Here is a 12,330-nt window from a genome sequence, read left to right as displayed (position 1 = left end):
CGCCGTGACATACGCCCGCACGAGGCCTCCCTCGTCTTCTTCGCCCACATATGGACCACCCATGAGTACGGCGCGCACGGGCGCCGCTCTCACCGGCCGCCTCCCCCAGCAGGGTTCGCGCGACGGGAACGGCAACCACCGGCCGTACGTGGCCCGATGCCGTTCCGCCCGGGCCGCCCAACGCCGCCACCGCCCACGGTACGGACTCGGCGCCGCGGCGCTCACCCTTCCCGCCCCGGGACCACGAAGTACGCCCACACGCACTTGGTGAACGGCCGCGCCTCGTGCCCCCACCGCTCGGAGAGCGCGGCGACGAGCACGAGGCCACGCCCGCCGTCCTGTTCGGCGTCCCCGCCACGCGGTGCCGGAACCTTCTCTTTGTCCGGGTCCGACACCTCCACCAGTACGCCGCACCCCCGGACCGACACCACCACCTCCACCTCCGCGAGCGTCACGCGGCAGTGCCGGACGGCGTTGGTGACCAGTTCCGTGGCCACGGTGGCGACGTCATGGGCGAGTTCACCGTCGATGGCCCAGTCCTTGAGGATCCGCCGCACGTGGGCACGGGCTTCGGGGACGTGTCTTTGGCGCTTGGGGATACGGAAGGAGTCGCTACGTGGGGTGAGAGCGGGCATGGCTGATAGGCCCCCTGACGTGCGGTCAAGTTCACGCCCAGTAGTGGTGCGTGCACAGTGAGGCTAGGGTTCAATCGGATCCTTCTGCAACTGAAGAAGCCTCATGCATGCGGATTTTCCTTCTTGAGGGGGACGACGCCCCCTAGAGTTGGGGCGGTTCAGACCGAGAGGGGACGCGATGCCCGCAGGGGGACGGCCGACGGTGCGCAGCAGGCGGCTCGGCGCTGCGCTCAAGCGATACCGACAGGCCGCCAAGCTCGACCAGTTGGCGGCAGCTGAGGTGCTCGGGGTGGATCCGGCCCGCGTCAGCCGCATAGAGAGCGGGCTCGTGACGGCGCGCATCCTGGAGATCCGCGTGCTGCTGAATGCCTACGGCGAGGAAGATCCGGAGGTCCGCAGCAAGCTGGAGGACTTGGCGAAGAGGTCGAAGCACCGTGGTTGGTGGCTCGAACATGCGGCGCACCTGCGGCCGGACTACCTCGACCACATCTCGCTGGAGGACGACGCGACGCACATCCGGGCCTGGGCGCAGGCGCTGGTGCCAGGGCTGCTGCAAACGCCGGCCTATGCGGAGGCCGTCATCACGTCAGGGCCCAACTACGTCGCCCCGGAACGGGTGGCTCAGCTGGTCAAGGTGCGCGAGGCTCGGCAAGCGAAAATCGAGGAGGGCGGGGCGGCGTACACGGCCATCGTCTGGGAGCCGGTGATCATTCATCCGCTGGTAAGAGTCGGCATTCACCAGGAGCAACTGGCGAACATTCTCGAAGTCGGCCGGCGGAGGAACGTGACCGTGCAAGTCCTACCCTTGAGTGCCGGAACGCTCGCGGGAGAGATCTCCGCCTTCGCGTCCTTCAGTTTCGACGCGGAGCCGGTCGTGGAAGCCGTGACGTTGGAGAACCTACGGGGCACTTCGATCCTGGAAGCCCCCGAAGACCTTGCGGCTTACACGCTCGCCTTCGACCAACTACGATCGGCAGCGCTGGCACCGGACGCAAGCGCGCAGCTCATCCAACGCGCACGCGAGAGAATCAAGGACGATGCGTCGTGACCCCTGAGTTCATAGGCACCTTCCGGAAGTCCTCGTACTCCGGACAGCAGGGCGACTGTGTTGAGGTCGGCGTAACGATCACCGGCGGTCGAGTCATCCGCGACAGCAAAGACCCCCACGGCCCCCTCCTGCACATCTCGCCCACCGGATGGCGCGCCTTTATCGGCGCCGTCTCCGGAACGGCCGTGTCGCGCTGACTAACATGGCGAAGGTCATCCCGTAGGGATACCCCCGTGCCGGAACCCCGGCTCGATTACGGCGAGCCGGGGCTTCCGATACTGGGTATTCCGGGGTGTGCGCTTGCCCTCTCGGTTATCACCAGTGGCCGTTTCCGACGACGCGGAAGCTGCCGACGAGGAACTGTCCCTCCCGGTCCCCTTCGACCGCGCTGCTGGAACTGTGCGGTCCGACCGTGGCGACAGGCGCCCCGTTGTCGCAGGTGATCCCGTTGAAGAATTCGACGGTCTTGTCGCTGTCGTTCCGGATGTTGAAGCTGCCGGGGCCCCTCTGCCCCTGCCCCTGCCCCTGCCCGCGGCGCACGTTGACCACGGCGATGCAGGAGCCCGGCTCGGCGCCGTACACGCGCTCGTTGACCTGGATCTGGCCCTCGCCCCTGCGGTTCTCGCCGCGACCCGCGCCGCGGCCCTCGTTGCCCTTCCGGGGACCGTTGAAGTTGTCCGCCGCACCCGCGTCGGCCGGCGCGGTGGCCGCGTTCGAGCCGGTGTTGGTGCCCGTGCCGTTACCACCGCGGGGCGCGGGGGCGGCGTCGGCGACGGCCGAGGCGGACTTGGGGGCCGACTCCAGGGCGGAGCTGGCGTAGGTGACACCGGTGGCGGCCGCGACGGCCACGCCGACGGAGGCGGCGATCACTGTGATCTTACGAGTGCGCAATGCACTTCCCCTTCTCTTCGTTCTCGTCGACAGGACCTGCCGACGAGAACGAACGTAATGACGGCCATTTCGGCTGTCATGTCGAGGAGGGTCGGGGTGGGGCCCGAAAAGGGGCTGAACGGCCGTAAGAACTGTCGCTCTGCCGGGTGACGGTCGGCGTGCCTGACGCACCATCAAAATATGGCAATGAGCTGGTATTTCGAATCCGGGTGCGGTCTACACCCGCGCACGCTGACGTACCGTCACTCTCTTGGAGGCTCCGGGGGATACCTCGCCTCCGGGATTCACGTCAGGAAAGGCGCAGGGCTGCTACCTGACGGCTCCTCAAAGGTGTTCTGTCGTAGGGCGAAAGGTGCTGCGCCCTACCGCGTGAATTTCATCGCCGAGAATTGATCGCGGCGGCGTGTCGCGTGCTCGTACGGGCCGCACGGCGCATATCGTCGTCCGCCCTCCGGCGCGACGCGCGACGTCGGCAACACGCGCCCCCCGCGCGCTCGCCGGTACGGGTGGAAACGGGCATATCGGCGTGCGCGGTGGGCAGGTCGCCGTGTCAGCTGTGGCTGGCCCCCTGTCGACCGAACGACCGTTTCCGGAAACCTCCTCCCATGCGCCGACCCGGCAACCCCCGTCCCACCCCCGCCACGAACTTCGCCGCGCTCCTCGTCTGTGGGCTGCTCCTCACCGCAGGAACCGCCTGTACGCCCGCCCCGCCGACCGGCCGGCCCCGGCTCTCCCCGGACGACGTCATCAGGGTCGCCACCCAGCGGCTGACCGACGACTGTCTGACCCGGCACGGGTTCACCCCGCCGCGCCCGGGGCGCGGTGAACCGCCGGGGGCCGAGCGGACGCGGGTCGCCGAGGCGATGTTCGGCGCGGGGCGCACGGAACTGTCGTTGCGGCTGCCCACCGGGCACGTCGTCCGTGCCCACACCGACGGCTGTCTGGCAGAGGCCCAGCGGCGGCTCTACGGCGACCAGCGCCGCTGGTTCCGTACCTCGACGGTCGTCAACAACCTCGCACCCGAGGCCGCCCACACCGACCGCACCCTCGCCGAGGTCCGCGCGGACCGCCGTACGGAACTCACCGAGTGGCGGCGGCTGCGGGCCCGCGCCCTCACCCAAGCCACCTCCCTGATCAGCAGTACCAACCCCCCACCCCCGAAGGGAAACACAGCACAGTGAAGCGCTTCACCGCCCTGTTCTCCGCCCTGCTCTTCTCCGCCGGACTGGTTCTCACGTCGTCGGCTCCGGCGCAGGCCGCCGCCTGCGGAAGCGGCAACTTCTGTGTCTGGACGGACGCCAATTTCGCCGGCATGAAGGTGGAGTGGCCCGGCGACGACCGCTGGTGGGAGAGCAACATCGCCGACGAGGACTCGTCCTGGGCCAACCACGGCATCTCCGGCCCCGGCGTCAAGGACCACGTCAAGGTGTACTCCCGCGCCCACCTCGGCGGTCACATGACCATCTGCCTCGCCCCCGGCCAGGAGGTCGGCCACAACAGCGCCGCCAACGACAACGGCGACTCCCACACCTGGGCGATGGGCTGCTGACCCTCTGACCCGCTGACCCTCTGACCCGCTGACCCAGGGGGCGCCCGGCATCCACCGGGCGCCCCCTGCACGCCCTCACCCCGGCAGCGTCAGCCCCCACGCCGCCTCCCGGACCGTCCACGTCCGCGTCCGCACCGGGCCCGCCACCAGGGAATCCGCCCGGTACCGGAAGTCCGCGCCGGACACGGTCACCCGGTGGCCGATCGCGTGCAGTGGGGCCGCCTCGGCGCCCAGCGACACCGGCCGGATCTCGATGTCGGCGCCGCCCTGGACGTTCGGCGTGATGGACACGGCCTCCACCGGCTGGTCCAAATCGACGAGGATCACCCCGTCCACCTCCACCCGCAGCCGCGAGGGTCCGGCCCCGCCCCCGGCGGCGACCCGTATGCGCGAGGGCCGCAGCGGACGGGACATCCGGGCGGGTATCGCCGGTCGCGTCGACAACGTACGGGCGAGGGACTGCGGCCAGGCGCGCAGCCAGGAGTGATGGCCGGACGGCGGCGACGCGCACCCGTCGGCCGACGCGTCCTCGGCCCCTGACACCCCGCCCGGCCCCGGGCCGCTGTCCGCCTCGCGACCCGCCTCCCGACCCGTCTCCGCGTCCGTCCCCGAGCCGGTCCCTGTCCTGGAGGCCGTCCCGGGCGTCCCCGTCGCCGCGTCCCGGTCGGACCCCGGGGCCGTTCCCCTGGCAGGTCCCGGCGGGAATGGGCCCACTGCCGGGCCGCCCGCCCCCGGCGGCTCCCGTGGCGGCACGCCCGGCAGGGCCGGGATGCGCAGGGTGCCCAGGACCACGCCGTCGCTGTCGTCGACGAGCAGATCCAGCCGCCGCTCGACACCGTCGAGGGCGGCGCGGGCCGCCGCGACCGCGCCGGTGGGCACGCCCAGGGAGTGGGCGAGGCCCAGGGAGGTACCCACCGGAACCAGGGCGAGAGCGCACGCCGCCAGCTCCCGCTGGCGATGCAGATGAGCCACCGTCCGCAGCAGCGCGCGGTCGTCGCCGACCACCACCGGGCGCCGGGAACCGCGCCGCGAGAGCGCTCGCGCGAATTCCTCCGGCCCCTCTGGAAGGCACACCTTCGTGCTCGCCGCACCCGCGCTGAGCACGTCTTTCGCGATCCGTACGGCCTCGCCGTCCGTGCGACGGGCGAGGGGGTCGATGACCACGAGGAGCTGGTCGTCAGTCGCCACCTCGGTCCTGCCTCGCTTCCTCGGGTAGCATCTTTGTGCAAGAGCCCCTTGCGCTATTGCGCCAGGGGCTTCGTCTATTCCGGGGCATCCGGGTCCACAGTGTGCGGCCAACGACGGTCGCGGCGCACGCGACGGTAATGAGCCATCGCGTACGCCCCCGACCTTGGACATGCCCCGCCCGGAAGGGGTGTACGCGCGTGCCCGCACTTGTGCTGCTCGGTGCTCAGTGGGGTGACGAAGGCAAGGGAAAGGCGACGGACCTGCTAGGCGGATCCGTTGACTATGTGGTGCGCTACCAGGGCGGCAACAACGCCGGCCACACGGTAGTCGTGGGTGACCAGAAGTACGCCCTCCACCTTCTCCCTTCCGGGATCCTCACTCCGGAGTGCACTCCGGTCATCGGTAACGGTGTCGTCGTCGACCCGTCGGTCCTGCTCTCCGAGCTGAGCGGTCTGAACGAGCGCGGCGTCGACACGTCCAAGCTCCTGATCAGCGGCAACGCTCACATCATCACGCCGTACAACGTGACGGTGGACAAGGTCACGGAACGTTTCCTCGGTAAGCGCAAGATCGGCACGACGGGGCGGGGCATCGGCCCGACCTACGCCGACAAGATCAACCGCGTGGGCATCCGGGTCCAGGACCTGTACGACGAGTCGATCCTGACGCAGAAGGTCGAGGCGGCCCTCGACGTCAAGAACCAGCTCCTCACCAAGCTCTACAACCGCCGCGCGATCGCCGTGGACCAGGTCGTCGAGGAACTGCTGGTCTACGCCGACAAGCTCGCGCCCTATGTCGCCGACACGGTGCTGGTCCTGAACCAGGCCCTGGAGGAGGACAAGGTCGTCCTGTTCGAGGGCGGCCAGGGCACGCTCCTGGACATCGACCACGGCACGTATCCCTTCGTGACCTCGTCGAACCCGACCGCCGGCGGCGCCTGCACGGGTGCGGGCGTGGGCCCGACGAAGATCAGCCGGGTCATCGGCATCCTCAAGGCCTACACGACCCGGGTCGGCGCGGGCCCGTTCCCGACCGAGCTGTTCGACGAGGACGGCGAGGCGCTGCGCCGCATCGGCCACGAGCGGGGTGTGACCACCGGCCGTGACCGCCGCTGCGGCTGGTTCGACGCGGTCATCGCCCGCTACGCGACCCGCGTGAACGGCCTGACGGACTTCTTCCTCACCAAGCTCGACGTCCTCACGGGCTGGGAGCAGATCCCGGTCTGCGTCGCCTACGAGATCGACGGCAAGCGCGTCGAGGAACTCCCGTACTCGCAGTCCGACTTCCACCACGCGAAGCCGATCTACGAGACCCTGCCGGGCTGGTCCGAGGACATCACGTCGGCCAAGTCCTTCTCCGACCTCCCCAAGAACGCCCAGGCGTACGTGAAGGCACTGGAGGAGATGTCCGGCGCCCCGATCTCCGCGATCGGCGTCGGCCCGGGCCGCGACGAGACGATCGAGATCAACTCGTTCATCTAGTCCGCCACCATTCCGTCCGCGAGGCGGCTGACCCGTAACCGGTGTCGGCCGCCGCCGCGTACCCAGGACGGGGGCCGGACGGTCTGACTAGTCTGTCGGCCATGAAGGAGACGGGATGCTGCTGAGATTCAGGGTGGCGAATGTCAGATCCCTGCGCGACGAGCAGGAGCTGTCCTTCGTCGCACCGGAGGGATCCGAAGGGGATCACACTGCGGCCCGCGAGGTGACGCTCTCCGACGGCCGGCAGCTGCCCGTGCACACCGTTCTCGGGGTCTTCGGCGCCAACGCGTCCGGCAAATCCAACGTCATCACCGCGTTGAAGAACATGCGTCACGCGGTACTGCGCTCGTACGCCGAGTGGACTTCCTATGACGGCATCCCACGCGACGAGTTCGCCCTGGATGCGAAGGCGGCGGCCGAGACCACGCTGTACGAGGCGGACTTTCTGCTCGACCGGAACGTCCGTTGGACCTACGGTTTCGAGCTGGGACCTCAGCGGGTCGAGACGGAATGGCTCTACGGCTACCCCAAGGGCCGGCGCCAGGTGTGGTTCGAGCGTGACGCCACGCGGGAGAGGGAATTCGAGTTTCCGGCCGACCGGCTGCACGACCGTGCGCATCTGGCCCGCACGACCCGACGTGACGCCCTTCTGCTCACCCGTGCCGCCAATGACGGGCATGAACAACTCACCCCTGTCTTCGACTGGTTCAAGAGCAATCTCTGGGATGTGACGCCCGAGACCGAACGCGCCCAACGCGAGGACTACACGGCGACGCGACTGCTGCAGAGCGAGGACTTCCGGCGGCGGACCGAGGAACTGTTGAGGGTCGCCGACCTCGGCATCTCCGGTGTGGAGGTCGAGCAGTCGTCGTCCGGGCGGCCGACGGTACGCCTCGTGCACACGGGCAGCGATGAGCGCATGACGATGGACTGGGCTTCGGAGTCGTGGGGGACCCGCTCGTGGTTCGCGCTGATCGGCCCACTTCTGCTGGCCCTGGACACCGGGGCGGTCCTGCTGATCGACGAACTCGACGCAAGCCTGCACTCTCGCTTCGCGGCGGAGGTCGTCCGCCTCTTCCAGGCTTCCTGGGTGAATCCGAAGGGTGCGCAGCTGGTGTTCACCGGGCATGATCCCTCCCTGCTGCAGACGCCGAGCGGCGGCAGGCTGCTGCAGCCGGGGCAGATCTGGCTCACCGAGAAGGACGGGCGGGGCGCCACGGAACTGTCGTCGGTCGCCGAGTGGGAGCCGACGGAGGAAGAGGACCTCATGGCCGCCTACCTGGCGGGGTCGTTCGGCGCGGTGCCGAAGGTGTCGGAGGGCCAGATCGGACGACGGCTGCTGCGCGCTGGCAGGACGGCACGGGGGGAGCGGACGGGGGCGGAGGGGGCCTGATGGCCAGGTCGAGGGGCGGGGACAGAATCACCCCCAAGAAGGGCAGTGCGAGGGGCCGGGCCACCCGGGACCGTCAGGTGTACATCTACACCGAAGGCGAGGTCACCGAGCCCGAGTACATCGACATCATCGTCAGGAAGGGCCTCTGGGATCGGCCCGATCGCAAGGTCCAGCACCACATCGCGAACGAGAACGCGGAGAGCAAGTACCGCAAGCCGTACCGGATGGTGCAAGAAGCGGTCGGTACTCGGATCAAGGCCGAAGGGGAAGCCAGGCGCGCGGGCCTGAAGCCGTACGAGGTCCATCAGGACGGGACCGAGGAGGGTGACTGGAATTGGCCGCAGGTATGGGTGGTGTTCGACCGGGACGACCACCAGGGCATCCCCGAGGCAATGACCCTCGCGGACGACGAGAAGATCCACGTCGCCTACTCCCACCCCTGCTTCGAACTGTGGCGGCTCCTGCACTACACCAACTACACCAGCACGTTCGGCGGCGTCTGCGGCGACGCCAACAGCCGACTGCGCTCGCGTGCCGGCTTCGCGGGGACGTATGGGCCGGGTGTCCAACGCGTCTCGGAGCAGGAGTCCAAGCATCTGCGTGAGGACCAGGTGCTGAGTGAGGACGGACACCGCTACGAGTCGGCCAGGAAATACGCGAAGAAGATCAACGAGTACCACTCCACGCCCAATCCCAACGCCTGGGACCCCTACACGAACGTCTGGTGCCTCGTGGAGCAGGGGCTGCTCCTCGGCGGCTACTAGACCGCGCCGTCGCACCTGCCCAGCTGTCAGCATTCGATCACCCATCAGGGAGCTCGTCCGTGGCCAGACTCACGCTCGCCCAACTGGAGCGCCACCTCTTCGCCGCGGCGGACATCTTGCGCGGCACCATGGACGTCGCCGAGTACCGCGACGTGCTGTTGGTGCTGCTCTTCCTGAAGCGGGCGAACGACGAGTTCGAGGCGGCACGCGAGAGGATCATAGAGGAGGAACTCGCGGCGGGTGCCACCCGTGAGGAGGCCGAGAAGCGCGCCGACGAGCCCGCCCGATATATCGCTCGCGGGGTCGTTCACGTGCCCGAGGCGGCTCGCTGGGGGCGGCTCGCCGGCGTCGTCGACGACGTGGCCGACAGCCATCTCCGGCCCGCGCTGCTCGCTCTGGAGAACCAGGCGGGGAACGAGCGGCTGCGCGGCCTGTTCGAGCACATCGATTTCGGCCGGGTCGGTGGTTTCGGCCCCTCGGCGGGCAAAGCGGCCGACAAGCGACTCTCCGCGCTCATCGACCACTTCGGCAATCTGAGACTGGGCGCCGAGGATCTCGAATTCCCCGATGCCGTCGGCGCCGCGTACGAGTACCTCGCGAAGGAGTTCGCCGACTCGGCAGGCGCCAAGGGCGGCGAGTTCTACACACCGCGCACGGTGGCGCGCCTGATGGTGGAGCTGGCCCGCCCTCAGGAGGGGCAGAGCGTGTACGACCCGTGTGTGGGCACCGGCGGAATGCTCATCCACGCCAGGGCGCACGTCGAGGAGCACGGTGGCAATGGCGGGAGCCTCACCCTGGCCGGTCAGGACGCCAACCACGGCTCGTGGGTCATGGCCACGATGAACATGCTGTTCCACGGCGTCGACGCGTTCGACCTGAAGACCGGGGACACACTCACGTCTCCGCGCCACCTGGACAAGTCGTACGACCTCGTCCTGAGTAACCCGCCGTTCTCCATGGACTACGAGGCCGAGGGCATCAAGGACCTCGAGACGCGCATGCCGTACGGCCGGACACCCGAGCGGGGCAAGGCCGACCTGATGTTCCTCCAGCACATGCTGCACATGGCGGGACAGCGCGGCGGTTCGGTCTTCACCGTCATGCCGCACGGCGTGCTGTTCCGAGGAGGAGAAGAGGGAAGGATCCGGGCCCGGCTGATCGAGTCCGATCTGCTGGAAGCGGTGATCGGTCTGCCGCCGAACCTCTTCTACGGGACCGGAATCCCGGCGTGTGTGCTGGTGCTTCGGGCACCGGGCAGGAAGGACGCGGCACGGCGGGACAAGGTTCTGTTCATCAACGCGGACCGTGAGTTCCACCCCGAGCGGGCGCAGAACGTGCTGTTGCCGGAGCACATCGAGAAGATCGTTTCCACCTTCCACGATTTCGCCGAGGTCGAGCGCTTCTCTCGGGTCGTGAGCCGCTCGGAGTTGGAGGCCAACGGCCACAACCTCGGCATCCGTCAGTATGTGGACAACACACCCCCGCCCGAGCCGCAGGACATCCAGGCCTACATGCAGGGTGGGGTGCCGGTCGCCGAGGTCGAGGCAGTCGGTTCCGTTCTGGGCGCGTACGCCCTCGAAGTGGGTGACCTCTTCGCCGTACGAACCCACGACCCCGCCTACGTCGACTTCCCGCCGCAGAGTGCACGGGCGGGCGGAACCGGGCTTGCCGAGCGGATGCGTGGACAGGAGGCGAAGCTGTGGGCTGCCTTCGATGACTGGTGGGCATCACAGGCCGACCGGATCGCGGCTCTTGAACCACGCGAGGGCGTCGGCGGCGGGGAGCGTGAGCGGCGGGTCCGACTCGCCCGCTGCCGTGCTGAGTCGATCAGGTCGTTCCTGGCCCGGTTGCTCGATGTCGGCCTGTTGCCTCGGCACGCGCTGGCCGGCGCGGTGGCCGACTGGTGGCACGAGGAGACGAGCGAACTCCAGGCTCTGTCGATCTTCGGTTTCGACGCGGTCGTGGACGGCTGGGTGGCGGACGTCGAGATGATGCTCGGTCCGGACCCTGTCTCGCTCGCGAGCGGGCCACCTGGTCGAACGCGGGATCAGCGGGCGGCGGTGCACCAACACAAGGTTGTTGCGGCCATGCTCCCGGACTTCCTGGACGAACTGAGATCCGCGACGGAATCGGCCGCCGAACTGGAAGTGGGGTTGGGGAAAGCTCAGGCGGCGCTGACGCTGGCTCGAGCGGATGCCGATGCGGAAGCGGAAGCCGCACAGCAGGGGGCCGAACTCGGTCAGGCGCATTCCACACAGGCCGCTGTGGACGCCGCCGAGGCTGAATTCCGTGCGCTCAAGCGACAGCGGACCGCGTCCCAGAGAGCGATCAAGCTCTTGGAGCAAGGCTTCCCGGCGCGACTGGAACGGGCGCGCGCGGCCCTTGCCGAGGCAGAGGGAGAGCGGATGCTCGTTCTCGACGTGCTGCGCCAGGAGATGGCGACCGAACTGGAGCGTCTGGTCGCCGGAAGACGGCGCGAAATGGTCCAGGTGTACGAGCGGTGGGAGGAGAAGTATCGGCTCTCCTTCCGTGAGATAGAGCAGCAGCTCTACGGCACGTCGGCGGGTATGGCCCAGAACAACCCCTGGTCCCAAGGACGAGCTTGGGATTTCACGGCGGACAGTCTGCAGACCGTCTCCGGCCGACAACAGCTTGTGACCGCCGTCCGCGAGCTGATCGACGCCGAGAAGACAACGGAAGCGGAACTGGCCAAGCTGGAGTTCGACGGCCTGGCTGCCACGCTCGCACTATTGGGGCCTGGAGCGGTGGGAGAAAGCCGAGTGAAGCGGCTCCCGCTGCGTGACCTCCTCGTATCGGCGCGTACGGGGGTGCCGTCACGTGCCCGCGTCAGCGTCGACGGCATGCCGGTGATCCGGCCGGCCAATCTGACGGAAGCGGGCCTCGACCTCGATCCGTCGCGTCTCCAGCGCCTCGACACCGGGGCGAGCGTCGGCGCGCTGCTGGAAGAAGGAGACGTCCTGCTCTCAGCGCCGGCTGCGAACAAGGTTTTCCGGGCCGCAGTGTGGCAGGGGCAACTGGAGCGTGCGATGTTCGGGTCACTCGTCATCTGCCTCAGGCCCCGCGTCCCCGTGTTGTCTCCCCATTACTTGGTGGCGTGGTTGCGACTGCCGCACGCCCAGGACCGGATCTTCGAGGTGGGGCGGACATCGCAGCGGGATCTCACGGTCCTCAACGCCGGTCGGCTGCTCGATGTGGAGGTGGAGCTGCCTGGGCGTCCGGAGCAGGAGGAACTCGGCCGCCGATTGGCGGAGCTGCACGACAAGGCGGCTGTACGGCATCGCCAGCTCGCGAAGCTACAGCTGATCAGGGAAGCCTTGACCGACGTCCTCACCGGCTGACGGCTGAGGTGGGAGCCCACTG

11 protein-coding genes are annotated in these 12,330 nt (G+C 68.6%); 8 read left to right on the top strand and 3 right to left on the bottom strand.

The window, feature by feature from the left end:
* Positions 1–221 precede the first annotated feature (221 nt).
* Positions 222–635 carry an ATP-binding protein gene (locus HW837_RS01290; RefSeq protein WP_045558149.1) on the bottom strand — a complete coding sequence of 138 codons (414 nt, stop codon included), beginning with the start codon at positions 633–635 and terminating at the stop codon, positions 222–224.
* A gap of 178 nt (positions 636–813) precedes the next feature.
* On the opposite strand from HW837_RS01290, the gene HW837_RS01285 reads away from it, so the two are divergent.
* Together HW837_RS01285 and HW837_RS01280 are read left to right on the top strand one after the other, a co-directional pair.
* Positions 814–1,683, top strand: coding sequence for a helix-turn-helix domain-containing protein (locus HW837_RS01285; protein ID WP_045558148.1), 870 nt, complete (start codon positions 814–816; stop codon positions 1,681–1,683).
* A complete protein-coding gene (locus HW837_RS01280) occupies positions 1,680–1,880 on the top strand; it encodes a DUF397 domain-containing protein (protein ID WP_093792745.1) in 201 nt (66 codons plus the stop codon). Before HW837_RS01285 ends, HW837_RS01280 begins: the two co-directional genes overlap by 4 nt.
* Before the next feature lie 118 nt (positions 1,881–1,998).
* On the opposite strand, the gene HW837_RS01275 is transcribed toward HW837_RS01280, so the two are convergent.
* Entirely contained in the window at positions 1,999–2,574 is a 576-nt protein-coding gene (locus tag HW837_RS01275) for a hypothetical protein (RefSeq protein ID WP_196788732.1), read from the bottom strand.
* A 605-nt stretch (positions 2,575–3,179) separates the two neighbouring features.
* Between HW837_RS01275 and HW837_RS01270 the strand changes: the two genes are divergently transcribed.
* Both HW837_RS01270 and HW837_RS01265 read left to right on the top strand, forming a co-directional pair.
* Positions 3,180–3,755, top strand: a complete 576-nt coding sequence (locus HW837_RS01270; RefSeq protein ID WP_052682883.1) for a hypothetical protein — start codon at positions 3,180–3,182, stop codon at positions 3,753–3,755.
* Positions 3,752–4,123 carry a peptidase inhibitor family I36 protein gene (locus tag HW837_RS01265; protein ID WP_045558145.1) on the top strand — a complete coding sequence of 124 codons (372 nt, stop codon included), beginning with the start codon at positions 3,752–3,754 and terminating at the stop codon, positions 4,121–4,123. Before HW837_RS01270 ends, HW837_RS01265 begins: the two co-directional genes overlap by 4 nt.
* A gap of 75 nt (positions 4,124–4,198) precedes the next feature.
* Here HW837_RS01265 and HW837_RS01260 read toward each other — a convergent pair whose 3' ends face one another.
* On the bottom strand, positions 4,199–5,311 hold the full coding sequence (locus tag HW837_RS01260) for a diacylglycerol kinase catalytic domain-containing protein (RefSeq protein WP_045558144.1): 1,113 nt from the start codon (positions 5,309–5,311) through the stop codon (positions 4,199–4,201).
* A gap of 197 nt (positions 5,312–5,508) precedes the next feature.
* On the opposite strand from HW837_RS01260, the gene HW837_RS01255 reads away from it, so the two are divergent.
* The 4 genes from HW837_RS01255 to HW837_RS01240 all read left to right on the top strand — a co-directional run bounded on the left by HW837_RS01255 (position 5,509) and on the right by HW837_RS01240 (position 12,308).
* On the top strand, positions 5,509–6,792 hold the full coding sequence (locus HW837_RS01255; protein ID WP_045558143.1) for an adenylosuccinate synthase: 1,284 nt from the start codon (positions 5,509–5,511) through the stop codon (positions 6,790–6,792).
* A gap of 115 nt (positions 6,793–6,907) precedes the next feature.
* Entirely contained in the window at positions 6,908–8,185 is a 1,278-nt protein-coding gene (locus HW837_RS49525; protein WP_093791132.1) for an AAA family ATPase, read from the top strand.
* On the top strand, positions 8,185–8,949 hold the full coding sequence (locus HW837_RS01245) for an RloB family protein (protein WP_193379511.1): 765 nt from the start codon (positions 8,185–8,187) through the stop codon (positions 8,947–8,949). Before HW837_RS49525 ends, HW837_RS01245 begins: the two co-directional genes overlap by 1 nt.
* On the top strand, positions 8,910–12,308 hold the full coding sequence (locus HW837_RS01240) for a type I restriction-modification system subunit M (protein WP_319677998.1): 3,399 nt from the start codon (positions 8,910–8,912) through the stop codon (positions 12,306–12,308). Before HW837_RS01245 ends, HW837_RS01240 begins: the two co-directional genes overlap by 40 nt.
* Positions 12,309–12,330: the final 22 nt, after the last annotated feature.

This window comes from Streptomyces caniscabiei (assembly GCF_014930365.1).
Lineage (GTDB): Bacteria > Actinomycetota > Actinomycetes > Streptomycetales > Streptomycetaceae > Streptomyces > Streptomyces caniscabiei.
Note: the sequence above shows the minus strand (reverse complement) of the source record. Positions and strands in the feature narration are given on the sequence as shown.